The following is a 24,035-nucleotide window of genomic DNA, read 5'->3' on the forward strand; positions in this document are numbered from 1 at the left end:
GTTGTCCACAAAGATAACAAGGACACCCGCCCCACCGTGGCCACCTACTCCCTGGTAATCCGCCGCCTGATGATTTGCTCGGTGACCATCGTGGTCAGCCGCGCCATGACCAGCCCGTTGCTGGCCCTGTTGCTGAGTACCCGCCTGGGCCTGAACCAGCAGGACATCGGCTTGCTGATGGGCATCGCGGTGTTTATCGCGACATTGCTGGGCCTGTACGGTGGCTACATCATCGACCGCCTGGAAAAGCGCAAGCTGCTGATCCTGGCCATGCTCTCCAGCTCCATCGGTTTTCTATTGCTGACCTTTGCCAGCAACCTCTACCTCACCACCCTGACCCTGGTCATCACCGAAGCGGCGTCGGCGCTGTTCCTGATTGGCTCAAAAGCCATCATCAGCGAGAACCTGCCGGTGGGCGAGCGTGCCAAGGTGTTTTCCCTGCGCTACACACTGACCAACGTCGGCTACGCCACAGGCCCGATGGTCGGCGTCGTGATTGCCGGCCATATGCAACTGGCACCGTTCCTGATCGCCAGCGCGATCGCCTTTGGCAGCCTGTTCCTGATGATTGGCATCCCGCCCACCCAACGGGATGACAGCAACAAGCCCTTGAGTTTCCTCATCACCCTGCGCACCTTGCGCAACGACCGCACGCTGATTCTGTTCACCAGCGGCAGCCTGCTGAGCACCATTGTCCATGGGCGCTACACCTTGTATCTGTCGCAGTTTTTGCTCGTAGCCTACAAACCTGCCGAGGCGCTGAAGATTCTGTCTGCGGTACTGGCCTGCAATGCCATCACTGTGATTTTGATGCAGTACCAGATCGGCCGTTTCCTCAAGCGTGAGCAACTGCGCTATTGGATCGTGCTAGGTACGTTGCTGTTCATTGCCGGGCTTATCGGTTTCAGCCTCGCAAACAGCCTGGTCACCTGGTGCCTGGCAATGTTCGTGTTCACCCTGGGCGAGATGATCATCTACCCCTCCGAGTTCCTGTTTATCGACACCATCGCACCTGATGCGCTGCGCGGCAGTTACTACGGTGCGCAGAACCTGGCGGCATTTGGCGGGGCAATGAGCCCAGTGATTTGCGGCTATCTGTTGATCAATGCCACGCCGGCCAGCATGTTCTATGCGTTGGGGGCACTGACTGCGGTAGGTGGCACCTTGTGTTTCTTGAGTGGACGACGGGTAGCAGGTTCTTGCTGATATTTACCCAGGATCCCGCTATTAATAGCGAAACCTCCCACGGACCAGCGCCCCATGAAATTCGATACGGCCTACAGCCTGAGTCTCGATGACAAGCTGTCGATCTACGACGTACGAGACCTGAATTTCGACGAAACCGCCGACTTCGATTCCGACAGAGATCGCTTCCTGTGCCCCAACGACGAATGCCGGGCAGCGTTTGATACCAACAATACCCTGAGCACCTTCAACGCCAAAAACGTCAATTACCTGCGCACGCCGCACTTCAAGAACAAGACCAGCACCCAACACATCGATGGCTGCCGCTACGCCAGCACGCACAAGACCACCGCCGGCGAAAGTGATGACGAGCGTGAGGACAATTTCCCATCGGAATTTGTCCTCACACGCCGCCAGTACGAGCGCAAGATCCCGTTGGCGGGCACCGAAGGAAGCATGCCACTAGAACCAACCAAGACCCCCTCAGACCGCAGCTCCGTTTCCCACGGCGCCAGCGACACCACACCAGACAAAACCAGCGTGTTCGCCCACCCGGTGGAATGCTATGTGTCCAACATCGACGACAAGGACAAGCTCAAGTCCATGCCGTTGAAGATCGGCGACCACACCGCCACCTACTGGACGTTCTTCAAGAAGATCGAATACCTGCAGGACAACAAGGGCCTGATCTACTGGGGCAAGATCAAAGAAATCAAGGACTACACCAGCAGCTTTCGCATCGATTTCGAAAAGAAGGCGTGGCTCGACAAGAAGCCCTACTCGGTCAACGTCTACCTGAGCAAGAAACTCATCGAGAACTACCGCAAGCGCAAGGCATTCCTGGAGCAGATCAAGGCGGCGGTGGACAGTGAGCGGGCGTTGTACTGCTTCTTCTATGGGGTGACGCCGGAGCTGAAACAGGTGCCGAGCAAGAAAAACCCCGAGCAGACGTTCGGGGTGTTCAGCGCGAATATCGAGAACCTGGATCACCTGATCATTCGCGAGGCGCCAGGGGTGGAATAACGGGTCGTTGAACATCCAGTTGATGAGCGGTCAAAACAACTGTACAAAAACACAGTATAGTTTGCCCTCCCCCGTCGAATCCTGGAGAAAACCCATGTCCTCTCTGGCAATGAGCTCTTTCGTAGAACAGCAGATCGTCCTGCATCAATTCACCGCCAAACACAGCGTGCAAGCGCGCGCGATGCTGGGCTGGAGCAGGGAACACCTGGCTATTCAGGCCGGCGTGGCGGTCGAAGCGGTTCAACAGTTTGAAAATCAATACGACGTGGGGGATGAAACCCGCCTGGCATTGGCGTTTCGGTTGGAAGCTGAAGGGCTGGCGTTCTTCCCGGGGTTTGCGCCGGGGTGGGGGATGAGTGCGCGCCGCTTTGACACCGCCACAACCGAACACGCGGCGCAAGGGATCATCTCTCGGTTGATCGGCGCAACTTCGTCATCACTTGACTCACCAACGCCACAACCTAATGGTGTGTAGCGCTTCAGGCCTGCAGTTGCAGTGCCCGGCGCATCAATTTGGGCCCCTGGCCCTGGGGCCAAACCTGTCACATCGCAAACCCGCCTTACGCTACGGTTCGAGTTGATCAAGGGAGACGGACCTCTGCTGTGCATCTGCCAGCAGAGGTTGAATCAACCTTATGCGAGGTTTGTAGGTTCCTCTATAGTGGCGCCTGTATCAACGGGTGCTGGCGAGAAGGGCGTCCCCGGAAGAAAGGCGGGTTCCTTGATCGACGGGGAAGCTTGTTCATAGACATAAGCAGCCGAGAGTAAGGTCGCTTCACTTTTAGCTGTGCCATATAAATAGAGCGCTGTCGGCATACCTTCATCATCCATCCCGGACGGGATGGACATGCCCGGGTAGCCCGCGGCGGCGGCGTAATAATAGTTGTGAGAAAGAAAGTTCGACACCATGGCATCGAGTTTGTGTTCTTTGATGGGATCATCGATGATTTTCTGGAAAATCGGAACGATATCCTGCCACAACTGATCGCGCCTCTCCTGGGTCACTTTCAGATCGTTGATGATTTCCAGAAGCTTCTGGTCAGGCTCTCCTGGCTGCAAGTGACGTTTGTTGAAAGCTATCACTTCCGAGATCGACTTGACCGGCAACCCCTCCCGACCTGCCAGGTAATTTTCCAGTTGTTGTTTGACGTCTGCAAACAACGCTTCGTTATAGTCCTTGTAGTTTTGTTCAGTAATGCCTTCATCCAATTGTCCGACCGGAACCAAGATAGCGCCCCTATCCTTCAACACTTTTATTGCAGCCTCATAGTGTTTTCGGTCTGCCCGTTTCGCTGGGTCTTTGGCATCCTCTTCAGACAGTTCAGGCAGCGGTGTGTAGCCAATTCTCTTGCCTTTCAAGGCATCAGACCTCAGGCCTTCAGTGTAGCGCTTGCTTTCGGTCATTGCGTTGAGTACCTCTGCCGCATCCCGGACAATACGTGTGAAGGTGCCTACCGTATCCATACGTGAACTGATCATGACACCCTCGGTACTGACCAGTCCAACCGTGGTTTTCAGACCGAAAACACCGTTGTAGGCCGCCGGGGTAATGATCGAACCACTGGTTTCCACCCCTAACGCCACAGCAACAAGCCCTTGGGCAACCGCAACAGCAGAACCGGAACTCGACCCAGCCACCTGGCCTCCCAACCGATGAGGGTTGAGCGTCTGGCCACCTCGGGAACTCCACCCATCAACGGGAAATTCAGAGCGGAAGTTGGAAAATTCACTCATGTTGGTTTTACCCACAACCACCGAACCAGCCTTCAGCAATTTGTCCACTACCTTGGCGTTCTTTGGCGCCGGTGCGCCTACCAATGCCTTGGAACCTGCACTTGTCTGCATACGGTCCTTGGTTTCAAAAACGTCTTTCAACGCAACCGGAACGCCGTGTAGATATCCACGAGTGATGCCTCTGGCACGCTCCTGATCGCGCATTTGCGCCTGCTTGCGGGCATCGGGGTTGATTTCTATAAACGCGTTGCCACCTTGCAACCCGCGATCAATATTGGCGATTTGTTTCAGCGAGTCGTTAACCAGCGATTCTGAAGTGGCTTGGCCTTTTGCCATTTCCTCTGACATTTGAAAGGCACTCTTGAAGCCTTGCGGCTGATTCAAAAGTGCCTGCAGCACACCGTCTGTTAATCCGCCTGCGATAATCGGTCCGGTCATAAACTGCCTCACTACTTGACTGAATGTCAGGCTATCGGTCGATAACCCGACATCAGTCTAAGAAGTCCCCCGTGGACAACCGTTGAGGCTAATCCTGCTCCGGGGTCCGATCATTCACTACTCGATGTAGGCATCCGCAAGGAATCTTTCAGTAACCGACGATAGAACCGAACCAGTACCAGTATGCGGTCACCGGCCCAACGAGCACCGTAAAACCACAGTTTCGTCCCGTCCTCAAGCAGCTCGCATGCTCCGGGATACCCGCTGGCGCACGCGCCATGAAACGCTGCGCTTTTACTTTCGGACACAAGGGCATCAAGACTTTGCTCACCGACGCGCTCATCGATCTCATTGCGAGTATACGCAACGAATGGATTGGCCCTGTCACCTCGCAAGGCATCCAGCGCCACCAGTTGCGCGCCCGCCGAGCGCAAGGTATCCAGGGCTTGTAGGAAAGCAGGACTGTGGTCGACGGCCTCGCTTGCACCGGGTCCAACGTAACGGTTGGCAAACCCTATGCGCCAGCCAACCAATACCTGAGTGCGGGTGAAGGGGCTGTTGTTCATCACGGGAGGGACTTCAGCCATCAACGGCCCCGAGGGGTCAATACCACTCAATGCGATCAATGACAGCGACGGGTCGCGCGGGGGTTTGAGGGCAAGTCCCGGGGCGTCATACCCCGGGATCGGGACGCCCCCTCGGGTGCCATGAGCCTGGGGATCGACACCGAAAACGATACCACGAGGGCTTGTATGCTCTTGGGCTGTCGTTGCCTGGGCTGACGAGTCAGTGAGCGCAGACACCGGTTGCCCCGTCGGACAGGGCAACCCCGCCTGCCAATATTTCTTACATTTGCACTCCATGAAATATGTCCCCCGACACATAAATTTCCGGGGATCATCGCACCGTTGCCTGGCGCCTGTCGCAGCTCTGAAACAGCTTGAAAACTCCTTTTTCCATAGCCTCCTCCGTCAGCCTGCGAGGTGTTCCTGTGCCCCCTGGGTTTCCACCTCCAGCCACCACGCACCTCCACGCTCTGGCTGATTCAAGCTGAACGCCTGCCCCATCTGCGGCGTAGTGATCGACACGTTGCGCTCCCAGGCCAGGGCCATGATGCGGTCGAACGGCTCATGCCAGGCATGGAACGCCAGGTCGAAAGTGCCATTGTGAATCGGCAGCAACCAGCGGCCCTTGAGGTCGATATGCGCTTGCAGGGTTTGCTCTGGCTGCATGTGCACATGGGGCCAGTCGACGTTGTAAGCACCTGTTTCCATCAGTGTCAGATCAAATGGACCGTACTGTTCGCCGATGCGTTTGAAACCGTCGAAGTAACCCGTGTCACCGCTGAAGAAAATCCGCCGAGGTCCATCGATCATCACCCAGGAACACCACAGGGTCTGGTTGGCATCAAACAGACCGCGCCCGGAAAAATGTTGCGCAGGGGTGGCGACAAACCGAACGCCATCCACCTCGGTGCCCTGCCACCAATCCAGCTGGCGCACCTTGCTGCCATCCACCCCCCACTTGACCAGGATGTCGCCCACGCCCAGCGGCGCAAGAAAATAACGAGCCTTGTCGGCCAATTGGACGACAGCCTTGCGGTCAAGATGGTCGTAGTGGTTGTGGGACAGAATCACTGCCTCCAGGGGCGGCAACTCTTCAAGGCTGATCGGCGGCTGATGGAAGCGCTTGGGGCCGGCCCAACTGAACGGTGAGGCGCGCTCGGCAAATACCGGGTCGGTTACCCAGAATTTACCGCGCATTTTCAGCAACACGGTGGAATGTCCAAGGCGGAATACGCTGTGATCCGGGGCCGCCAGCAATTGCTCGCGCGTCAGCGGTTGTACCGGAATCTGCCCCACCGGCCGCGTGCTGCGGGGTTTGTTGAACAGCATGTTCCAGAAAATGCGCAAGGTTTTGCCGAAGCCACCGTGCTGCACGGGGGCATCGTTGCTGAAGTGCCCTTGGCCTTGCTTGGGCGCTGCTGGCGAAGAATCGACACGGGACGAGATCGTGGCCATTACCGGGTGACTCCTACAGATCGCTTATAAATTACACTGCACAGTGTAGTTTCAAGATTGCAACAAAACCCGGAGCAAGTAAACTACCGAGTGTAATTTTCGTCCAAGAGCCGAGCCCCACCCATGACTGCCCCTCAACGCCTCACCGACCGTAAACGCGAAGCCATTGTGGCTGCGGCCATCGCCGAATTTCGCGCAAACGGTTTCGAGGTCACCAGCATGGACAAGATCGCCGCCACCGCCGGCGTATCCAAGCGCACCGTGTACAACCACTTCCCCAGCAAGGAAGAATTGTTCGCAGAAATTCTTCATCAGCTCTGGGCCAGCAGCGTCGCCCAACTTGACGTCAGCTACGCCAGCGACCGCCCATTGCGCGAACAACTGCGCGGGTTGTTGGAGGCGAAGATGAAGATGATGTCGGACACCAACTTCCTCGACCTGGCCCGGGTCGCCATCGCCGCCACCATCCATTCGCCGGAACGTGCGCAAGACATGGTCACCCGCCTGAGCCAACGCGAAGAAGGCTTCACCCAATGGGTTCGCGCCGCCCAGGCAGACGGCCGGCTCAACTGCTCCGACCCGGCCTTCGCCGCCCACCAGATCCAGAGCCTGCTCAAGGCCTTCGCCTTCTGGCCACAGATTACCCTCGGCCAACCCACCCTGGATGCCGCCCACCAGGCCAGCGTGATCGAGTCGGCCATCGACCTGTTCCTCGCCGGCTACGAAGTCACCCTGCCCCGCCAGCCATAAAAAACCTGTTGTGTGAGCGACATTCCAGGTCGCTTTTGACGCATTCGCCCTCTGTTTTGCGCAAATGGCCTGGAAGGACACTGATTATTCCCACGCGAATAACTGACAATATTCACAGGCATTATCCGATCAACGGTTGATCCAGCGAACGTGCGCCACCGTATCTGCAAAAAACAGCTGCCCCAGGAATTTATGGAAAACAGACAAGGCAAAGGGCTTTCATTTGCCAAGCGTATCTACAAGCCAAGGATCATCGGCCTTTCTATCGGCTGTATCAGCGTCAGCGGCGCCCTTTACACTCTCGCCATGCCGGGCTGGGTGTGGGCACTCCTGCTGTTCAACGGGTTTGCCTGGGCGCATGTGGCGTATCAACTGTCGGCCCGCTCGCAGTACCCCTACCAGGCAGAACAACGCAACCTGCTGTATGACTCGCTGCTCGGCGGCTTCTGGGCCGCCGCCACGCAGTTCACGCCACTGACGGCCGTGACCATTCTGTCGATGATGACCATGAATAATGTCGCCGCCGGCGGCAAGCGCCTGTTCCTGCGTGGCCTGTGCGCACAAGGGCTTGGAATCGAAGTGGCCGGCGCGCTGTTCGGCATCCGGTTCAACCCCGATGTCAGCCTGCTGCAGGTCTACACCTGCCTGCCGATGCTGACGCTCTACCCCATGGCCATCGGCATGGTCTGTTATCAACTGGCAATCAAACTGTCCGAACACAAGCGCGCCCTCAGCGCCCTGAGCCGCACCGACAGCCTCACCGGGCTGCTCAATCACGGTTCCTGGAAGGACCTGCTGCACCTCAAGTTCCACAAGTGCCGGCAGCAGCGGAGCCACGCCACCATTGCCTTGATCGACATCGACCACTTCAAGCAGATCAACGACACCCACGGCCATATCGTCGGCGATGCGGTACTGCGGCAGTTGAGCCTGGAGTTGCGGCGCAACCTGCGGGAAAACGACCTGGCCGGTCGTTACGGGGGCGATGAGTTCTGTGTGATTCTTCCGCAAATGCCGTTGGAACAGGCTGCCGAAATCATGGAACGCATGCGCGAAACTTTCAGCAATTACCGCATCCCGCAGATCCCCGAATTGCGGGTCAGCCTGAGTATCGGCCTGGCCGATTTCCAACCCTTCTTCAGCGATGCCGCGATGTGGCTGAATGCAGCGGATCGCGCGCTGTACGCCGCCAAGGACACCGGGCGCAACCGGGTCAATGTCAGCGACGAAGTGATCGCCCATTCCGCCTGAAGTCGTCCTACGACTCCTCGTCTGAAAAGACCAGAAAGCACCCAACAAGAAAGCATAATGCCACCACTGGTCGCCTACCCAAAAAAGGTCCTCCCACACGGGCGAACTTCTTGTCAGGCTGATCACTCTGAACCCGTTGTCCCACCCCCCTCTGTCAGCACAAGGAAGCTGGCAATGAGCAAGTCAACCGTATGGCGTACGCCTTACGGGGGCAGGCGCATATCCAAGGAAACCCCAGAGTCTGCTTGCCCGAGCACCGCACATGCTATTCAACACACATAAAAGAACCATCAGCACCCAGCAACACACCATCGCCCAACAGGCCAGCCTGCTGGACGCTATCGAGCGCTCCATGGCGGTGATCGAATTCGACCTGTCCGGCAATGTGCTGCGCGCCAATGCCAATTTCCTGCAGACCATGGGCTACCGCGCCGAGCAGGTAGAGGGCCAGTCCCATCGAATGTTCTGTACCCCGGCCTTCGCCCGTAGCCCCGAGTACAGCCAACTGTGGTCAAACCTGCGCAACGGCCAATTCCAGTCCGGCACCTTTGAACGGGTGGCCGGTGATGGCCAGTCGGTGTGGCTGGAAGCCAGCTACAACCCAGTGCGTGATGACGCGGGCCTGGTGACCAAAGTGGTGAAATACGCGATGGACGTCACCCCGCGCCTGCAGGCCGAAAGCGAAGCCAATGCCAAACTGGATGCCATTGGCCGCGCCATGGCGGTGATCGAGTTCAACCTCGACGGCACCATCATCACCGCCAACGCCAACTTCCTGCAGCGCATGGGTTACACCCTGGCGCAGATCCAGGGCCAGCATCACCGGATGTTCTGCAGCGCGGCACTGGCCAGCAGCTCAACCTACAGCGACTTCTGGAAACGCCTGAACCAGGGGGAAATGTTCAGCGGCCAGTTCGAGCGGGTGGATAAAAACGGCCAGGTCGTGTGGCTCGAAGCCAACTACAACCCGGTGTACGACGCCAGCGGGCGGCTGTGCAAAGTGGTGAAGTTCGCCTCGGACATCACCGCCCGCGTGCAACAGCATGCGGCGGACGCGCAGAGTGCGGCGCAGGCCTATCACCTGTCCTTGAACACTCAGGACATGGCAGAAAAAGGTGCCGAGGTGATTCAGAAAACAGCCAACGGCATGCGCGAAATTTCTGCCGACATCGACGGTTCCTCACAACTGATCGCCAAGCTCGGTGATCGCTCGCAACAGATCACTGCCATCGTCAACACCATTCGCGGTATCGCCGACCAGACCAACCTGCTGGCCCTCAACGCCGCCATCGAGGCCGCGCGTGCGGGTGAACAAGGCCGTGGTTTCGCCGTGGTAGCCGACGAAGTCCGGCAACTGGCGGCGCGCACCAGCGGCTCCACCACGGAGATTTCCAGCATGATCGCGATGATTCAGGCTGAAACCCGGCAAGCCATCGACAGCATGGACGCCACCCGCGACCGCGCCGCCCAAGGCGTTGAAATGGCCAACCAGGCTGGCACAGTTATCCTGCAGATTCGCCAAGGCACCAGCGAAGCGGTGCAGGCGGTGAGTGCATTCGCCAACGAGCGTGGCGGCAACTGACCCGATCTTCATACGGAGTGCCGGGGGCTCGGTCTATAGTGCTGGTTGTTCTTCAAGCATGAGATCCGAGCCCGCCATGACCCCAGAAAAGCCCGAAGCCACCCCCGTCGACCACCTGCGCTTCCACCGCCCCCACGCCCACCTGGCGCCGACCTTCGGCAACGACACCTTTGCCCTCAAGGCCGAAGCCTTCGCGCGCTTCTTCGGTACGCCGACCTTCCTTGGCGCACAAACCGCCATCGTGGTGTTGTGGGTGGTACTGAACATGACCGGCATCACGCATTTCGATGTGTACCCGTTCATCCTGCTCAACCTGGCGTTCAGCCTGCAATCGGCCTACGCCGCGCCGCTGATCCTGCTGGCCCAGACCCGCCAGGCCGCACGCGACAAGGCGCAGTCCGATGCGGATGCGCAGCACCGTGAAGCCCTGGCGATCGCCAATACCGAGCGCCAGGCCCAGGCGGCGCAGACCACCAAACAGTTACTGGAACTGCTGGAGCAAAACACCCGGCTCACGGAAATGACCAAACAACTGACTGAGCACATTGAAAGCCTGACCTGCGAAATGCATGAGCATTTTGTGCGAAAAACCTAAGGCAAACGCACCTGCCGTCCCAGCTCATCGAACAGGGTCACCACCGAGCGCAACGCTCGGCAGTCCGGGCGCGTGAGCAGCCACAACGCGGTGTCATGCCCTGCCAACGCGGGGCCGAGCGATTGCAGGCCGTCGCCCAATAGAAAGTCCGGCAAGGCTGCCACCCCCAACCCTGCCCGTACCAGCTCGGTAACCGACAACATGCTGTTGCAGCGATAACTGGGACGTACACCGGGCAGATGCTCGCGACGCCAGGCGACCGTGGGGTGGTCGGGCAGGAAGTCATCCGGGGCGATCCATGGCAGGTCGGCCAACTCGCGGCCGGCGTGCTGACGAGCAAAATCCGCGCTGGCACACACCTGATAAGCCACGCTGCCCAGGCGTCGACCGACCAGATGTTCCGGCGGCGTGCGGGTCAGGCGCAGGGCGATGTCCGCGTCGCGGCGGCTGAGGTTGGCAAAATCATTCGAGGTGCTCAGTTCCAGGGTCAGTGCCGGGTAGTGCGGCATGAACTGCGCCAGGGCCGGCAACAGCAGACCTTGCAGTACGGAGTCGGTACAGGTCAGGCGCACCGTGCCGCTGATCACCTCACCGCCCTGCTCCACGCCAATGCGCGCCGCCTCCAGCGCTTGTTCGGCACGCTCGGCCTGCTGCGCCAGGTTGCTTGCCAGGCTGGTGGGCAGGTAGCCGGCGCGGCTTTTTTCAAACAATGTCTGGCCCAGCGCCGCCTCCAGGCGCCGCACCGCGCGGAACACCGTGGACACGTCCACCCGCAACAACGCGGCCGCCCGTGCGAGCGTACCGCCACGCACCAGCGCGAGGATCAGCGACAAATCAGGGTAATCGATTGAATAGTGCGTAGCTGCATTGAACATGTGGGCAAATGCCAATATTGATTGCGTGAACGCCAATCTATAGTGCGCCCCAGGACACCACAAGCCATGGGATGTACACGATGAAAACCACACCTCTGCACCTTGCCCTGATCGGCGATTACAACCCCGATGTCATCGCCCACCAAGCCATTCCCGTGGCTTTGCAACAGGCCGCCGAAACCCTGGGGTTGAGCGTGCATGTCCAGTGGCTCGACACCGATACCCTGCCGCAATCACTGCACGGTTTCGACGGCTTCTGGTGCGTCCCCGCCAGCCCCTACCGCGACACCGATGGCGCACTGCGGGCGATCCGTTTTGCCCGCGAGCAACGCCGGCCGTTCCTCGGCACCTGCGGCGGTTTTCAGCACACGGTGGTGGAATATGCGCGCAACGTACTGGGCTGGAAGGATGCCGAGCACGGCGAACTTGCGCCGCACGCCAGGCGCGCCGTGATCGCGCCACTGAGTTGTGCGCTGGTGGAAGCCACCGACACTGTGCGCCTGGTCTCCTACACGCGTATTGCAGAAGCCTACGGCACTCTTGATGTGCAGGAAGGCTATCGTTGCCGCTACGGCGTGAACCCTGAGTTTCTCGACGCACTGCTGGAAGGCGACCTGATCCCCAGCGGCCATGACTCGGCAGGTGATCTGCGAGCCGTGGAGCTGCTCGACCACCCGTTCTTCGTCGCCACCCTGTTCCAACCCGAACGCGCCGCGCTTAAAGGCATCACCCCACCCCTGGCGATTGCCCTGCTCAAGGCTTGCCAGCAAGCATGATCAAGAGGCTCGTTGTGGTGAGCAGGCTTGCCTGCTCACCACAGGATCAGCTTACAAGACTGCGCAACGCACTGATCTGCGGAACCTCCACCCGCCGCATATACACCCGCAACGGTTCAGTGATGTTGATACGGTCGTCGATGTTCTGGTCCAGCAGCAACTGGATGCGCTCGCGGGACAGCGTCATGGTCTGTTCCGGGGCCGGCAGCCAGACGAATTCGGCGGTGGGAATGATGCCGTCATCGGCCACGTCCATGCCGAAGGCGTCTTCGCTGAAACGCACGATGTACTGGCCGGTCTTGCGGTTGAGGCCAACAAAACCACGGAGTTGGTCGGCGGCCTGGCAGATAAGCTCGGAGGTGATGCGCATGGTAAACCTCACTGAAAAGTCCCACAGGGACTGGAAAGATGGTTTACACGCGTGGCACAAAGTACCGCCCTCTAACGGGGCAGCTTCGGGCAAGAGTACTGCAATGCCTGCAAAAAAAACGCAGAAAATCGAGGCGTGCACACGTTAATGTCGGTTTGGTGATAGCGCCTTTCGCAATCAATTGTTAAAAAGGAGGCCTTCTCAAAGCTACCTCCACGAAAGGACTTCGCATATGCCTGTCACGTTTACCAAGAGTGCCTTGCTGCTCGCCCTGATGCTCGGCCTTGGCCAGGCACAGGCTGCCGACCCGATCAGCCCGGCTGAATTGGCAACCAACGAAGGCATTCCGTATCCAGCCGTGATCGCCCACCGTGGCGCGTCCTACGACGCCCCCGAATCCACCGCCGCGGCCTACAAGATTGCCCGCGACCTGGGTGCCGACTACCTGGAAATGGACCTGCAGCGCAGCAAGGACGGCGTGCTGTTCGCCCTGCACGACAACAACCTGCAGCGCACCACCGACGTGGCCACCAAGTTCCCCGACCGCAAGGACGCCCCGGCCAACGAGTTCACCTGGAAAGAACTGCAAACCCTCGATGCCGGCAGCTGGTTCAACGCCGCCTACCCGGACCGCGCGCGTCCAGGCTTCGTCGGCCTGAAAATCCAGAGCCTGGACGACATCATCAAGATCGCCGAAGGCAACCCGTCGCACAAACCCGGCCTGTACATCGAGACCAAGGAGCCCAAGCAATTCCCGGGCATCGAAGCCGACCTGAAGAACAAGCTGCTGGATAAAGGCTGGCTGAGCTCCGCCGGCTCCAAGCTGGGCAAGAGCAACACCGGCGTCGGCCAGGGCAAGGGCCGCGTGGTGCTGCAAACCTTCGAGGTTGCCAGCCTCAAAGAGCTGCAGAAAGAAATGCCCAACACCCCGAAGATCCTGCTGTTGTGGGTGGGTGAAGGCAGCATCGAGCCGAAAAACAAGCAGACGTTCGCTGAGTCCGGCGAAACCACCAAGGCCGCCTACTACGCCAAGCAGGAACCGAAGGATGCCGCCGAGTTCGAAAAATGGGTCGACGAAGCCAAGAGCCTCGGCGCTATCGGCACCGGCCCATCGGCCGAGCTGACCAACCACGGCGACCAGAGCTATTCGGACCTGGTCAAACCGGAGATGAACAAGCTGACCCACGACAAGGGCCTGCTGGTGCACGTCTACACCGTCGATGAGCCGGTGGACTTCGACAAAGTGATGAAGGCCGGCGTCGATGGCATCTTCACCAACCGCGCCGCCGAACTGCTGAAGTTCTACAAGCGCTGGCCGTCGTCCAGCGTGCAAGACCTGCTGAACGACTATAAGTACTGAGTGGTCAGTGTGCCATTAAGGATGAGTTAAGTTGCGCCGGTTAATCTGGCGCCACTTAAACAGCTCACCGAAGAAGGACACACACCATGAAAACCTTGACCGCTCTGTTCGCCGCTACCGCCCTGACCCTGACCGCCGGCCTGGCCCAGGCGGATGTTCGCCCGGATCATATTGAAGGCCTGCTCAAGTCCGGCGCCGTGATGCCTTTCGACAAACTCAACGCTGCCGCCCTGGCCAAACACGCTGGCGCCACCATCAACGACACCGAGTTGGACCATAACAACAGCGGCGTGCTGGTCTACGAAGTCGAGCTGACCGACACCGCCGGCAAGCGGTTTGAAGTGAAGCTCGACGCCAAGACCGGCGCCGTGCTGGAAGACAAGCTGGACACTTGATTTACCCCCTGTGAAAAACGCGCCACCTTCGGGTGGCGCGTTTTTTTGTGGGCACCGTCAAACGGTCACAGAATCGTCATATCACCTTGCAATGATTCGCTGCGCGACCTGTGAAACGTCCTACAGGCCCTTTCTCTGCGAGTCTCCATGAACCACAGCATCGACCACAGCCACCAGGACTCAGACCTGTTCGGCTTGCTTTACGGTTTCCGTTTTCGCCCCGGTGAAAAGGGCGAGCAGATCGATTCGGCCACGGCCCTCCAGTCCTTGCGCCAGCCGGCCGACCCGGACGAGTTTTTGTGGTTGCACCTGAACCTGGCCCACGCCGCATGCGAGCGCTGGATGCAGGCGCATCTGGACCTGCCGGAAGAGTTCTTCGAAGCCCTGCATGAAGGTTCGCGCTCAACCCGCATCGAGCATGTTGACTCGGCCTTGCTGGCGGTGGTCAACGACGTGGTGTTCAACTTCAGCAGCATGGTCTCGTCGGACATTTCTACGCTGTGGGTGTGCGCCCGCAGCCGCCTGTTGATCAGCGCACGCCTGCAACCGCTGCACTCGGTGGACAAGCTGCGCTCGTCGGTGAAAGCCGGTGAAAGCTTCCGCTCACCGCTGGCCTTGCTCGTGCACTTGCTGCGTGACCAGGGTGAAGTGCTGACGCAGATCGTGCGCAAGACCAGCATCAGCGTCGACCATATCGAGGACCAATTGCTCTCGTCACGGTTGTCCACCAACCGCGCTGAACTGGGGGCCGCACGCCGGGTGCTGGTGCGCCTGCAACGCCTGCTGGCGCTGGAACCGGGTTCGCTGCTGCGCCTGCTCAACCGCCCGCCGCAATGGCTGCAAAAAGAGGACGTGAAAGAGCTGCGCAAATCCACCGAGGAGTTTGCGCTGATCATCAACGACCTGATGGCCCTGGGCGAACGCATCAAGCTGTTACAGGAAGAGATCGCCGCCAACCTCAACGAGCAGAGCAACCGCACACTGTTCACCCTCACCGTGGTGACGGTGCTGGCGTTGCCGATCAACATCATCGCCGGTTTTTTCGGCATGAACGTGGGAGGTGTGCCGCTTTCGCAGGACCCGGAAGGCTTCTGGATCCTGGTGGCGTTGGTGGCGACCTTTACCTTGATTGCCGGGCGGTGGGCCTTTCGCAAGCGTAAAGACTATTGACTTGAGATTTGCGTAACCACGCCCCTAGCAGGGGGTCCTAATTAAACCTTGACGCCTGAAACAGCACCGTCTTGAAAGACAAGTAAACACGTGATTTTCAAATAAATAGAGGCGCCAACCCAGTTTGGCGCCCGTTAAAACATTTATCTCAGCCTCACGTGCCCTCATTGAGAAGCAAGAGTGTTTCTGAAATATCCGTACCATGGACATGTGCAACCGTATATCCGATTGTTTGCCAGCAGCACTTTAGCGCAAAGGGTGGGATATCAAGTATAATAATGTCGGAGTCCCCTGGATCAAGCAATGCTTCTTGGACTGGCCAGCCATCAATCAGTACTGTGACAGTGTTATACCCAAAAGGTGGAACGTAAGTAATTGGAGGAACAACAACTTTCAATATATCAAAATGCCCCACGCGGACGCTTTCACCATAGGCATTAGGTATAGCTTGAGGAATCTGGATTTTTGGGAGAGTAGGAATAGCCATCACATTCACCTTTTTTAAATTAATTGAATCAGGCCGACAACTCGATTAAACCGCCCCCCTCATTAGTACGTCTACTGTCAAATATAACAGGTACATACGAGTATCAAGTCACTCTGAAACAGGCATTACCAATAAGACCCGACATCAAACTTAACAACACTGAAAATTGTCTCCTTCAATAGGCATTGCCTCCTGATGATGGCGGACCGGACGTTTAGAATGACTACTGACCAGCAGCATGCTCAATCCTCCAAACACTGACCTATGGCAGTATCTTTGTAACATTCTGCAATGACTATGAACGGCATCCTCCCCACACTGGATGCCCCCGCATGGCCACCCCTTCCCTGACTGCCTCCACCCACGCCTCACCCGCCGCGCCCAAGCCCAGGCTGGACAAGAAACCCGGCCTGGTGACGGTAATCATCTTCTTTGCCGTGCTCGCCATGGGCCTGTTGTTCACCGCCTACAGCCTGATGCACGACATGCATGAAATGGGCGCCCAGCTCACCACCTGGACGCCGTTTCTGCTGCTGGGCGTGGCGCTGTTGATCGCCTTGGGTTTCGAGTTCGTCAACGGCTTCCACGACACCGCCAACGCCGTGGCGACGGTGATCTACACCAACTCGCTGCCGCCGCATTTTGCGGTGGTGTGGTCGGGCTTTTTCAACTTCCTCGGCGTGCTGCTTTCGAGCGGCGCGGTGGCGTTCGGGATTATTGCGTTGCTGCCGGTCGAGCTGATTCTGCAGGTGGGTTCTTCCGCCGGCTTTGCGATGATCTTCGCCCTGCTGATCGCCGCGATCCTGTGGAACCTCGGCACCTGGTGGCTGGGCTTGCCGGCGTCGTCGTCCCACACGCTGATCGGTTCGATCATCGGCGTGGGCGTGGCGAATGCCTTGATGCACGGGCGTGACGGCACCAGCGGTGTGGACTGGAGCCAGGCGATCAAGATCGGTTACGCCTTGCTGCTGTCGCCGCTGATCGGCTTCGCGTTTGCGGCGATGCTGTTGCTGGCCCTGCGCGCCTTCGTCAAGAATCGCGCGCTGTACAAGGCACCCAAGGGCGACACCCCGCCACCGTGGTGGATCCGCGGCATGCTGATCGCCACCTGCACCGGCGTGTCCTTTGCCCATGGCTCCAACGATGGGCAAAAAGGCATGGGCCTGATCATGCTGATCCTGGTGGGCACCTTGCCGATGGCCTACGCGCTGAACCGCACCATGCCGGCCGAGCAGTCGCTGCAGTTCGCGGCAGTGGCCGAAGTCACCCAGGTCGCCCTGGTGAAAAGTGCCCCGCAAGCGCTGACCGGTGACCCGCGCCCGATCCTCTCCACCTACGTGCGCACCAAGGAAGCCACCCCGGAACTGGTCCCCGCCCTCGCCGCCCTCGCCGGGCAGATCGGTGATGAAGTCAAAGGTTATGGCTCCCTGGCCAAGGTGCCTGCCGAAGCCGTCGGCAACGTGCGTAACGACATGTACCTGACCAGCGAAACCATTCGCCTGATGGACAAGGGCAAGGTCGGCAGCTTCGACGCCGACACCCAGGGCAAGCTGCAACTGTTCAAGCAACAGATCGACAATTCCACGCGCTTTATTCCGCTGTGGGTGAAAATCGCCGTGGCCATCGCCCTGGGCCTGGGCACCATGGTCGGCTGGAAGCGCATCGTGGTGACCGTGGGCGAGAAGATCGGCAAGACCCACCTGACCTACGCCCAAGGCGCCTCGGCAGAAATGGTGGCGATGCTGACCATCGGCGCGGCAGACATGTATGGGTTGCCGGTGTCGACCACCCATGTGCTGTCGTCGGGTGTGGCGGGGACCATGGTGGCGAACGGGGGCGGGTTGCAGATGCGCACGATCCGCAACCTGGCGATGGCGTGGGTGCTGACGTTGCCGGCGGCGATTCTGCTTTCCGGCAGCCTCTACTGGCTGTTCACTCAACTTTTCTGACACAACAGTGATTGAACATGTGGGAGGGGGCTTGCCCCCGATTGCAGTGGGTCAGCTATAGAGAAGCTGGCTGGTCCACCGCTATCGGGGGCAAGCCCCCTCCCACAGTTTTATCCTGCGAACAGCCCGGACATTATCTTCAACCGCTTCTTGTAGACACGCCGCGCCTCCAACGCCTGCTCCAGCGTCACCGCCACAAACCCGGCCCGCTGGTTCGGTTGCATCTGCCCGATCAAATCCAGGTCGGCGCTGATCACCGTGCCGATCATCGCGTAGCCACCGCCCGACACCGCATCCCGGTGCAACACAATCGGCTCCAACCCGGCCGGCACCTGGATCGAACCGATCGGGTAGCAACTGTCGACGATGTTCGACGGGTCCGACCCCGCGCCAAACGGCTGCTCCCGTGGCTGGAAGCTCAACGCACTGCCGCCCTTGAAGCGATAGCCGATGCGGTCGGCTTCGGAACCCACGGCCCAGGGCTCGGCGAAAAAGCTGCTTTTTGCCGCATCCGTGAGGCGCTCGTAATACAGCCCCGGCACCACGCGCAGGGTGATATCCCCGCCCACTGAGCGACGCAACGCCATTGGCAGACTGTTGCCCGCGCGTCCCGTGCAGCTGGCTTCACCGATGGGCAATTCATCGCCTTCCTGCAAGCGCCGCCCCTGAAAGCCGCCAAGCGCGCCGAGGGTGTAGGTCGAGCGGCTACCGAGTACCAGCGGCACATCAATGCCACCGGCCACCGCGAGGTAAGTACGCGCCCCCGCCTTGGGAAATTCAAAGCGCAACACCTGCCCGGCGCGCACCTGGAACGCGGTGTCCTGGTGCACCACTTTACCGTCCAGGCGCGGCGACATCAGGGCGCCGCTGAGGGCCACCAGCGCATCCTGTTGGAACTGCAGTTCAGGGCCGATCAATGTGCATTCCAGACCCGCCGCGCCCACCGGGTTGCCCACCAGGTGGTTGGCCGCGCTCAACGCGTATTGATCCAACGCACCCGACGGCGGGATGCCCAGGTGGTAGTAACCTTCGCGGCCAAGGTCTTGCACGGAGGTGGCGAGGCCGGGTTTGAGGACCTTGATCATGCCAGCGCCTCCTGCAGGGTTTTCGGGTAGCCAATGGGGTCGGCGAGAAAAGCGTCGAGGGAAAATTCCACCGGACGGATACGCAGGTCGAAACGTCCTGCGTCCACCTCGGCCACCGCTCGGTCGTAGGCGTCACGGTCCATGGGTTTGAACTGCACGATATCGCCTGGCCGGAAGAACACCATGTGCTCCTTGAGGTAGGCCAACTGCTGCGCCGGGTCATAGATCGGCGCCGGGGTCACGCCGAACATCTGGTAACCGCCGGCACCGCGCACCGAGTAGATGCAACCAAAACAGCCGCCATGGCCGAGGGTGAGTTTCGGCGTGTCGGTGCGCGGGCGCAGGTACTTGGGCACCTGCAACTGCCGCTCGCGCTCGACCATCTGGAACATGAACGGCAAGCCCGCGACAAACCCGACCATCGACACAAACCACGGCGCACCGCTGTGGGCAGCGATAAACGCGTCGACATCGGCCAGGCCATTGATACGCGCAGCGTATTCCAGGTCGGTGCCGCTGGGGTCCTGGTGGCGGTCGCGAAAACGCATGAGGGTTTCATGGGTCCACGGGTCGTTGTACAGCACCGGGATTTCGATGATGCGCGTGTGCAGCGTGCGTTCGGCCACGGCCTGGGCTTCGGCGGTCTGCACCGCGTCGAGCAATACATGGGGCGCGATGCGGTCGGGGTCGAAGCGGATCTGGAACGATGCGTTGGCCAGGCACACATCCAGCACGCCTTCCAGCGCCAGGCGCTCCACCGCGCGGGTCACCGCCATGCCCTTGAAAAAGGCCTCCAGGGACATGCTGTCGCTGACCTCGGCAAACAGGTGTTCATCACCGCCGAAGCTGTAGCGGATGGGGGACGTTTCAGCCATGTCTGTTCCTCTTGGAATCATTGTAGAAAGGCAGGCGAAAAAATAAGGCGATGATTTTTATTGTGGTGTCTTGACCGTGATGCCCGCTTGGTCCAGCGCTTCGCGGGTGGCTTCCACCAGCTCCAGCGCACCGGGGGTGTCGCTGTGCAGGCAGATGGAGTCGAATTCGATAAACAGGTCTTCGCCTTCCACGGTTCGAACAAGTCCCGTCTGACAGGCCCGCAGGACGCGCGCCGCCACCGTCGCCGGGTCCAGCGCCCGCACATTGCGGGTAAACACGATGGAGCCGGTCAGATCGTACTCACGGTCGGCATAAAACTCCCGGACCACCGGCTGTCCCAGCTCCTGCGCGACACGCCAGATCACCGAGTTGGGCATGCAGTACAGCAGCAGCGTCGGCTCGATGATGCGCAGGTTCTGCACCAGCAGGCGCGCGGCTTCTTCGTCGCGGGCCAGGTGCATGTACAGCGCGCCGTGGGGTTTGATGTGTTGCAGGGTCATGCCCTGGGCGCGGGCAATTTCCCGCAGGGCGCCAAGCTGGTAGAGCATGTCGTCCACCAGCTCCTGGGCCGGAGCGTTGATATGGCGGCGGCCAAAGCCGACCAGATCACGGAAGCCAGGATGCGCGCCGATGGCCACGCCCAATTGCCTGGCCCGCTCGACGGTGCGGCGCATGGTGCCGGGGTCGCCGGCGTGGAAGCCGGTGGCGATATTGGCCGAGCTGATGTAGGCCATCAGCTCAGCGTCGACGCCATCGCCGATGGTCCAGGGGCCAAAGCCTTCGCCCATGTCCGAATTGAAATCCACTGCCTGCATCGAAGTCGCTCCGCCTAAGTGATGCAGGAAAAGTAGGCTGCCCCTTGACCCCTTGGGAAGATCTATTATCAGATAACCCATCTTCTGAAAATCAGATAGCCCTACGTTTTGGAGAGGCCGATGTCCCTGACCTTGCGCCAAGTCCGCTACTTTGTCGCCACCGCCGAGATCGGCCAGATTTCCCAGGCGGCCATCCACCTGAACATCTCCCAGTCGGCGGTGACCACGGCGATCAAGGAGCTGGAGGGCATGCTCGGTGTGCAACTGTTCGTGCGTTCGGCCCAGGGCATGAACCTGACTGACGCCGGGCGGCATTTTCTCAACCGCGCCTACGTGATCCTGCGCAGTGTCGATGACGCGCTGAACAGCCCGCTGCCCGACTACCGCGCCAGCGGCGTGCTGCGCCTGGCGGCCAGCTACACGGTGCTCGGCTACTTCCTGCCGCACCACTTGCAGCGCATGGAACACTGGCACCCGGACGTGACCATCGAGGTCTTCGAGCAGGAACGCCAAGCCATCGAACAGGGTTTGCTCGACGGCCAGTTCGACATGGCGGTGGTGCTCACCGCCAACCTTACCCACCCGGCTATCGTCTCGGAGATCTTGTTCAACTCGGAACGCCGCCTGTGGCTGCCCAGCCACCACCCGCTGTGCGAGCGCGGCGCCGTGAGCCTGGCCGATGTGGCCCGGGAACCCTACATCCTGCTCACCGTCGACGAGGCCGAACACAGCGCCATGCGCTATTGGGAACAGGCCGGGCAAACGCCCCAGGTGCGGCTGCGCACCAGTTCGGTGGAAGCGGTGCGCAGCATGGTCGCCAATGGCAGCGGCGTGGCGATCCTGTCCGACCTGGTGCATCGGCCCTGGTCCCTGGAAGGCAAGCGCATCGAAACCCTCACCGTCACCGACCCCGTCACGCCGATGAGCGTGGGCCTGGCCTGGCACCGCGAACGCGCGTTCACCCCGGCGATGCAGGCGGTGCGCGATTACTTCCACGACGCGTTCCTGGCGCCGCAGCAATTGTCGGCACGGCGTTAGAGCTGGGCTTGCAACGTCGCAGCCAGCCACTCCATGAATACCCGCACACGTTGCGGCAAATGCCGTTGCCCGGCATAGAGCATCGACACGTCCAATGGGGGAGCCGGGTAATCCGGCAGGACGCTGACCAGTTCGCCTCGCGCCAGCAACTCGCGGATACCGAGCAACGGCACCTGGGTAATCCCGAAACCACCCAGGCAAGCAGCCTGATAGGCATCTGTGCTGTTGACCGTGACCCGCCCGGCCATCGGCACGCGGTGCACCTTATTGCCCTGCTGGTATTCGAAGCCCGCCGAGCGTGACCCCAGCGGCCGTACGTAATGCACCAGTTGATGCTGCGCCAGGTCCGCCAGGGTCATCGGCGTGCCATAGCGTTGCAGGTAGACCGGGCTCACGCAGTTGACCATCGGCATGCTGCAGACTTTTCGTGCGACCACCGTTTGATCCGGCTGGGCGCCGACACGCAACACGCAATCAAAGCCTTCGGCGATCAGATCCACCTGGCGGTCGGAACTGCTGATCTCCAGCTCGATCAGCGGGTGCGCGTCCATGAATTCGGGCAAGCGCGGCAGGATCAACTCCCGCGCCATCACGGTGGGCATGTCCACCCGGATGCGCCCGCTCAGTTGCGCCTCATCCTGGCGAAACAACCCTTCCAACTCCTCCATGTGCGACAGCAGGTCCTTGCTGCGCTCATACAAAACCCGGCCGTCCTGGGTCGCCTGCACCTTACGCGTGGTGCGTTGCAACAGGCGCGCGCCGAGCAGTTCTTCCAGGGCTTGCACATGCTCGGACACGGTCGAGCGCGGCAGGCCGAGGCTCTCGCCGGCCTGGGTAAAACTCGACAGTTCGGTGACGCGCACGAAGGTGCGCAACAGCTCAAGTTTATTCATGGGATTGTTCGCCTTATCCGGCCAGTGATTCCGGTATGGCGCTGTTTATCACGTTACGGACGAATAAATACACTCAGTCCCACCAATCACCTGAGAGGACTGCACCATGCCCCGTAAAATCGCACTGATCACCGGCGCCAGCCGTGGCCTGGGCAAAAGCGCCGCGTTGCACCTGGCGGCCCAGGGCGTCGACATCATCGGCACCTACCACAGCGCGGCAGCTGAAGCCCAGACGGTGGTCGAGCAGGTCCAGGCCCTGGGTGGCTGCGCCGCAATGCTGCAACTGGATGTGAGCCAGAGCGACCGCTTCGATGCCTTTGTCGGCGAAGTCGGCACCCTGCTCAAGGACGTGTTTGCACAGGATCACTTCAACTTTCTGATCAACAACGCTGGTATCGGCGCCCACGCCAGTTTTGCCGAGACCACCGAAGCGCAGTTCGACCAATTGGTAGCGATCCACTTCAAAGCACCGTTTTTCCTCACGCAAAAATTGCTGCCGCTGATCTGCGATGGTGGGCGCATCCTCAATATTTCCAGCGGCCTGGCGCGGTTCAGCCTGCCGGGGTATGCGGCTTATGCGTCGATGAAAGGTGCGGTGGAAGTGCTGTCGCGCTACCAGGCCAAGGAACTGGGCCCGCGCGGGATCAGCGTGAACACCCTGGCCCCTGGCGCCATTGCCACGGATTTCAGCGGCGGCGCCGTGCGCGACAACCCGGATGTGAATGCGATGGTGGCCAACAACACCGCCCTGGGTCGCGCCGGTTTGCCGGACGACATTGGCGGGGCGATCTCGACCCTGCTGGCCGATGGCAGCCACTGGATCACCGGGCAACGCATCGAAGCCTCAGGCGGCATGTTCCTCTGATTTCACACATAACCTGCAGGCGCGTTTCTGTTGATGATTTTTTCCCGGATCACGTCATACCCCCAGTGATACACATAGGTGTACGGCAGGAAAAACAGCAACACGCCGATGTCGAGCATGAACGCCTGCATCAGGCTGATGTTCAGCCACGCCGCGATCAGCGGCACGGCGACGATGATCAGCCCGCCTTCGAACATCAGCGCATGCAACACCCGCGTCCAACCGCCGTTGGACAGTTGCAGGCGCACCTTGAGGCGGTCGAACAGGCTGTTGAAGATGATGTTCCAGGTCAGCGCCAACAAGCTCAGGCCCAGGGTCACCGCGCCCATTTCCAGGGCCGGCCTGCCGGTGATCCAGACCAGCAGCGGCGTACAGATCAACAACGCCAGGCCTTCAAAACCCAGGGCCTGGCAAACGCGTTCAGTAATCGACTTGGTAGGGCTCATAACCTGTGCTCGGTGAAGGACGATGGTTGCCATGATTACCCTTTGAATCGATACTT

The 24,035-nt window shown here is 59.9% G+C and carries 24 protein-coding genes and 2 pseudogenes; 15 read left to right on the forward strand and 11 right to left on the reverse strand.

Translation table 11 applies throughout. The features are described 5' to 3' along the window. Positions 1 to 36: 36 nt before the first annotated feature. The 3 genes from BM026_RS20190 (at position 37) to BM026_RS20200 (ending at position 2,683) form a co-directional block, all read left to right on the forward strand. Entirely contained in the window at positions 37 to 1,206 is a 1,170-nt protein-coding gene (locus BM026_RS20190) for an MFS transporter (protein ID WP_092247120.1), read from the forward strand. Positions 1,207 to 1,260: 54 nt separating this feature from the next. Next, positions 1,261 to 2,208 (forward strand): hypothetical protein, encoded by a 948-nt coding sequence (locus BM026_RS20195; protein WP_093529842.1) that lies wholly within the window; start codon positions 1,261 to 1,263, stop codon positions 2,206 to 2,208. A gap of 94 nt (positions 2,209 to 2,302) precedes the next feature. Further along, positions 2,303 to 2,683: a helix-turn-helix domain-containing protein gene (locus tag BM026_RS20200; protein WP_092247114.1), complete on the forward strand. Its 381-nt coding sequence runs from the start codon at positions 2,303 to 2,305 to the stop codon at positions 2,681 to 2,683. A 158-nt stretch (positions 2,684 to 2,841) separates the two neighbouring features. Here the strand turns inward: BM026_RS20200 and BM026_RS20205 are convergent, their stop codons facing one another. From BM026_RS20205 to BM026_RS20215, 3 genes are all read right to left on the reverse strand, one after another. After that, entirely contained in the window at positions 2,842 to 4,380 is a 1,539-nt protein-coding gene (locus BM026_RS20205) for an amidase family protein (protein ID WP_256575439.1), read from the reverse strand. 110 nt (positions 4,381 to 4,490) lie between these two features. Continuing rightward, on the reverse strand, positions 4,491 to 4,967 hold the full coding sequence (locus tag BM026_RS29400; protein WP_256575532.1) for a hypothetical protein: 477 nt from the start codon (positions 4,965 to 4,967) through the stop codon (positions 4,491 to 4,493). Positions 4,968 to 5,351: 384 nt separating this feature from the next. Next, positions 5,352 to 6,401: an MBL fold metallo-hydrolase gene (locus BM026_RS20215; RefSeq protein ID WP_092247111.1), complete on the reverse strand. Its 1,050-nt coding sequence runs from the start codon at positions 6,399 to 6,401 to the stop codon at positions 5,352 to 5,354. Between the two features lie 123 nt (positions 6,402 to 6,524). On the opposite strand from BM026_RS20215, the gene BM026_RS20220 reads away from it, so the two are divergent. The 5 genes and pseudogenes from BM026_RS20220 (at position 6,525) to BM026_RS20235 (ending at position 10,579) form a co-directional block, all read left to right on the forward strand. After that, positions 6,525 to 7,151: a TetR/AcrR family transcriptional regulator gene (locus BM026_RS20220; RefSeq protein WP_093125459.1), complete on the forward strand. Its 627-nt coding sequence runs from the start codon at positions 6,525 to 6,527 to the stop codon at positions 7,149 to 7,151. Positions 7,152 to 7,343: 192 nt separating this feature from the next. Next, the gene (locus BM026_RS20225; protein WP_093529844.1) at positions 7,344 to 8,402 is read left to right on the forward strand and encodes a diguanylate cyclase; all 1,059 of its coding nucleotides are present in this window, start codon (positions 7,344 to 7,346) and stop codon (positions 8,400 to 8,402) included. A gap of 352 nt (positions 8,403 to 8,754) precedes the next feature. Next, a pseudogene (locus BM026_RS29635) lies at positions 8,755 to 9,387 on the forward strand (PAS domain-containing protein); the annotation flags it as partial. A 159-nt stretch (positions 9,388 to 9,546) separates the two neighbouring features. Further along, positions 9,547 to 9,984, forward strand: a pseudogene (locus BM026_RS29640) (methyl-accepting chemotaxis protein); the annotation flags it as partial. Positions 9,985 to 10,060: 76 nt separating this feature from the next. After that, positions 10,061 to 10,579 carry a DUF1003 domain-containing protein gene (locus BM026_RS20235; RefSeq protein WP_058427265.1) on the forward strand — a complete coding sequence of 173 codons (519 nt, stop codon included), beginning with the start codon at positions 10,061 to 10,063 and terminating at the stop codon, positions 10,577 to 10,579. Here the strand turns inward: BM026_RS20235 and BM026_RS20240 are convergent. Beyond that, a complete protein-coding gene (locus BM026_RS20240) occupies positions 10,576 to 11,454 on the reverse strand; it encodes a LysR family transcriptional regulator (protein ID WP_093529848.1) in 879 nt (292 codons plus the stop codon). The genes BM026_RS20235 and BM026_RS20240 overlap by 4 nt on opposite strands. 80 nt (positions 11,455 to 11,534) lie before the next feature. On the opposite strand from BM026_RS20240, the gene BM026_RS20245 reads away from it, so the two are divergent. Then, complete coding sequence (locus tag BM026_RS20245) at positions 11,535 to 12,230, forward strand: CTP synthase C-terminal region-related (seleno)protein (RefSeq protein ID WP_175507958.1); 696 nt, start codon at positions 11,535 to 11,537, stop codon at positions 12,228 to 12,230. Between the two features lie 46 nt (positions 12,231 to 12,276). Here the strand turns inward: BM026_RS20245 and BM026_RS20250 are convergent, their stop codons facing one another. Next, complete coding sequence (locus BM026_RS20250; protein ID WP_071489502.1) at positions 12,277 to 12,600, reverse strand: DUF2025 family protein; 324 nt, start codon at positions 12,598 to 12,600, stop codon at positions 12,277 to 12,279. A 232-nt stretch (positions 12,601 to 12,832) separates the two neighbouring features. Between BM026_RS20250 and BM026_RS20255 the strand changes: the two genes are divergently transcribed. The 3 genes from BM026_RS20255 to BM026_RS20265 all read left to right on the forward strand — a co-directional run bounded on the left by BM026_RS20255 (position 12,833) and on the right by BM026_RS20265 (position 15,525). Continuing rightward, a complete protein-coding gene (locus BM026_RS20255; protein ID WP_092247092.1) occupies positions 12,833 to 13,960 on the forward strand; it encodes a glycerophosphodiester phosphodiesterase family protein in 1,128 nt (375 codons plus the stop codon). Between the two features lie 86 nt (positions 13,961 to 14,046). Beyond that, positions 14,047 to 14,355 (forward strand): PepSY domain-containing protein, encoded by a 309-nt coding sequence (locus BM026_RS20260; RefSeq protein WP_092247089.1) that lies wholly within the window; start codon positions 14,047 to 14,049, stop codon positions 14,353 to 14,355. Positions 14,356 to 14,502: 147 nt separating this feature from the next. Next, a complete protein-coding gene (locus BM026_RS20265) occupies positions 14,503 to 15,525 on the forward strand; it encodes a transporter (protein WP_093125423.1) in 1,023 nt (340 codons plus the stop codon). Between the two features lie 154 nt (positions 15,526 to 15,679). Here BM026_RS20265 and BM026_RS28980 read toward each other — a convergent pair whose 3' ends face one another. Further along, positions 15,680 to 16,012: a hypothetical protein gene (locus BM026_RS28980; protein WP_139217564.1), complete on the reverse strand. Its 333-nt coding sequence runs from the start codon at positions 16,010 to 16,012 to the stop codon at positions 15,680 to 15,682. Positions 16,013 to 16,344: 332 nt separating this feature from the next. On the opposite strand from BM026_RS28980, the gene BM026_RS20270 reads away from it, so the two are divergent. Then, complete coding sequence (locus BM026_RS20270; RefSeq protein WP_071489496.1) at positions 16,345 to 17,961, forward strand: inorganic phosphate transporter; 1,617 nt, start codon at positions 16,345 to 16,347, stop codon at positions 17,959 to 17,961. A gap of 110 nt (positions 17,962 to 18,071) precedes the next feature. Here the strand turns inward: BM026_RS20270 and BM026_RS20275 are convergent, their stop codons facing one another. From BM026_RS20275 to BM026_RS20285, 3 genes are read right to left on the reverse strand one after another with little or no spacing between them, the layout of a single operon-like run. Then, positions 18,072 to 19,046 (reverse strand): 5-oxoprolinase subunit C family protein, encoded by a 975-nt coding sequence (locus BM026_RS20275; protein ID WP_093529852.1) that lies wholly within the window; start codon positions 19,044 to 19,046, stop codon positions 18,072 to 18,074. Next, on the reverse strand, positions 19,043 to 19,921 hold the full coding sequence (locus tag BM026_RS20280) for a 5-oxoprolinase subunit B family protein (RefSeq protein ID WP_071489494.1): 879 nt from the start codon (positions 19,919 to 19,921) through the stop codon (positions 19,043 to 19,045). Before BM026_RS20280 ends, BM026_RS20275 begins: the two co-directional genes overlap by 4 nt. A gap of 57 nt (positions 19,922 to 19,978) precedes the next feature. Further along, the gene (locus BM026_RS20285) at positions 19,979 to 20,737 is read right to left on the reverse strand and encodes a 5-oxoprolinase subunit PxpA (protein WP_092247074.1); all 759 of its coding nucleotides are present in this window, start codon (positions 20,735 to 20,737) and stop codon (positions 19,979 to 19,981) included. A gap of 120 nt (positions 20,738 to 20,857) precedes the next feature. On the opposite strand from BM026_RS20285, the gene BM026_RS20290 reads away from it, so the two are divergent. Continuing rightward, positions 20,858 to 21,775 carry a LysR family transcriptional regulator gene (locus tag BM026_RS20290; protein ID WP_071489492.1) on the forward strand — a complete coding sequence of 306 codons (918 nt, stop codon included), beginning with the start codon at positions 20,858 to 20,860 and terminating at the stop codon, positions 21,773 to 21,775. Here BM026_RS20290 and BM026_RS20295 read toward each other — a convergent pair. Beyond that, entirely contained in the window at positions 21,772 to 22,668 is an 897-nt protein-coding gene (locus BM026_RS20295) for a LysR family transcriptional regulator (RefSeq protein ID WP_093513942.1), read from the reverse strand. The two genes, BM026_RS20290 and BM026_RS20295, sit on opposite strands and share 4 nt — an antisense overlap. A gap of 106 nt (positions 22,669 to 22,774) precedes the next feature. On the opposite strand from BM026_RS20295, the gene BM026_RS20300 reads away from it, so the two are divergent. Then, positions 22,775 to 23,533: an SDR family NAD(P)-dependent oxidoreductase gene (locus BM026_RS20300; protein ID WP_093529854.1), complete on the forward strand. Its 759-nt coding sequence runs from the start codon at positions 22,775 to 22,777 to the stop codon at positions 23,531 to 23,533. Between the two features lie 2 nt (positions 23,534 to 23,535). On the opposite strand, the gene BM026_RS20305 is transcribed toward BM026_RS20300, so the two are convergent. After that, positions 23,536 to 23,979 carry a multidrug/biocide efflux PACE transporter gene (locus BM026_RS20305; RefSeq protein ID WP_092247068.1) on the reverse strand — a complete coding sequence of 148 codons (444 nt, stop codon included), beginning with the start codon at positions 23,977 to 23,979 and terminating at the stop codon, positions 23,536 to 23,538. Between the last annotated feature and the right edge of the window lie 56 nt (positions 23,980 to 24,035).

Origin of the sequence: Pseudomonas sp. NFPP24 (assembly GCF_900112095.1) — a bacterium.
In the GTDB taxonomy this organism is placed as follows: Bacteria; Pseudomonadota; Gammaproteobacteria; order Pseudomonadales; family Pseudomonadaceae; genus Aquipseudomonas; species Aquipseudomonas extremorientalis.

What these genes read in the sequence shown, in the direction of transcription:
- BM026_RS20195 (WP_093529842.1), top strand. Translation starts at nt 1,261, where the DNA reads ATGAAATTCGATACGGCCTACAGCCTGAGTCTCGATGACAAGCTGTCG.
- BM026_RS20200 (WP_092247114.1), top strand. Translation starts at nt 2,303, where the DNA reads ATGTCCTCTCTGGCAATGAGCTCTTTCGTAGAACAGCAGATCGTCCTG.
- BM026_RS20205 (WP_256575439.1), bottom strand. Translation starts at nt 4,380, where the DNA reads ATGACCGGACCGATTATCGCAGGCGGATTAACAGACGGTGTGCTGCAG.
- BM026_RS29400 (WP_256575532.1), bottom strand. Translation starts at nt 4,967, where the DNA reads ATGGCTGAAGTCCCTCCCGTGATGAACAACAGCCCCTTCACCCGCACT.
- BM026_RS20215 (WP_092247111.1), bottom strand. Translation starts at nt 6,401, where the DNA reads ATGGCCACGATCTCGTCCCGTGTCGATTCTTCGCCAGCAGCGCCCAAG.
- BM026_RS20220 (WP_093125459.1), top strand. Translation starts at nt 6,525, where the DNA reads ATGACTGCCCCTCAACGCCTCACCGACCGTAAACGCGAAGCCATTGTG.
- BM026_RS20225 (WP_093529844.1), top strand. Translation starts at nt 7,344, where the DNA reads ATGGAAAACAGACAAGGCAAAGGGCTTTCATTTGCCAAGCGTATCTAC.
- BM026_RS20235 (WP_058427265.1), top strand. Translation starts at nt 10,061, where the DNA reads ATGACCCCAGAAAAGCCCGAAGCCACCCCCGTCGACCACCTGCGCTTC.
- BM026_RS20240 (WP_093529848.1), bottom strand. Translation starts at nt 11,454, where the DNA reads ATGTTCAATGCAGCTACGCACTATTCAATCGATTACCCTGATTTGTCG.
- BM026_RS20245 (WP_175507958.1), top strand. Translation starts at nt 11,535, where the DNA reads ATGAAAACCACACCTCTGCACCTTGCCCTGATCGGCGATTACAACCCC.
- BM026_RS20250 (WP_071489502.1), bottom strand. Translation starts at nt 12,600, where the DNA reads ATGCGCATCACCTCCGAGCTTATCTGCCAGGCCGCCGACCAACTCCGT.
- BM026_RS20255 (WP_092247092.1), top strand. Translation starts at nt 12,833, where the DNA reads ATGCCTGTCACGTTTACCAAGAGTGCCTTGCTGCTCGCCCTGATGCTC.
- BM026_RS20260 (WP_092247089.1), top strand. Translation starts at nt 14,047, where the DNA reads ATGAAAACCTTGACCGCTCTGTTCGCCGCTACCGCCCTGACCCTGACC.
- BM026_RS20265 (WP_093125423.1), top strand. Translation starts at nt 14,503, where the DNA reads ATGAACCACAGCATCGACCACAGCCACCAGGACTCAGACCTGTTCGGC.
- BM026_RS28980 (WP_139217564.1), bottom strand. Translation starts at nt 16,012, where the DNA reads ATGGCTATTCCTACTCTCCCAAAAATCCAGATTCCTCAAGCTATACCT.
- BM026_RS20270 (WP_071489496.1), top strand. Translation starts at nt 16,345, where the DNA reads ATGGCCACCCCTTCCCTGACTGCCTCCACCCACGCCTCACCCGCCGCG.
- BM026_RS20275 (WP_093529852.1), bottom strand. Translation starts at nt 19,046, where the DNA reads ATGATCAAGGTCCTCAAACCCGGCCTCGCCACCTCCGTGCAAGACCTT.
- BM026_RS20280 (WP_071489494.1), bottom strand. Translation starts at nt 19,921, where the DNA reads ATGGCTGAAACGTCCCCCATCCGCTACAGCTTCGGCGGTGATGAACAC.
- BM026_RS20285 (WP_092247074.1), bottom strand. Translation starts at nt 20,737, where the DNA reads ATGCAGGCAGTGGATTTCAATTCGGACATGGGCGAAGGCTTTGGCCCC.
- BM026_RS20290 (WP_071489492.1), top strand. Translation starts at nt 20,858, where the DNA reads ATGTCCCTGACCTTGCGCCAAGTCCGCTACTTTGTCGCCACCGCCGAG.
- BM026_RS20295 (WP_093513942.1), bottom strand. Translation starts at nt 22,668, where the DNA reads ATGAATAAACTTGAGCTGTTGCGCACCTTCGTGCGCGTCACCGAACTG.
- BM026_RS20300 (WP_093529854.1), top strand. Translation starts at nt 22,775, where the DNA reads ATGCCCCGTAAAATCGCACTGATCACCGGCGCCAGCCGTGGCCTGGGC.
- BM026_RS20305 (WP_092247068.1), bottom strand. Translation starts at nt 23,979, where the DNA reads ATGAGCCCTACCAAGTCGATTACTGAACGCGTTTGCCAGGCCCTGGGT.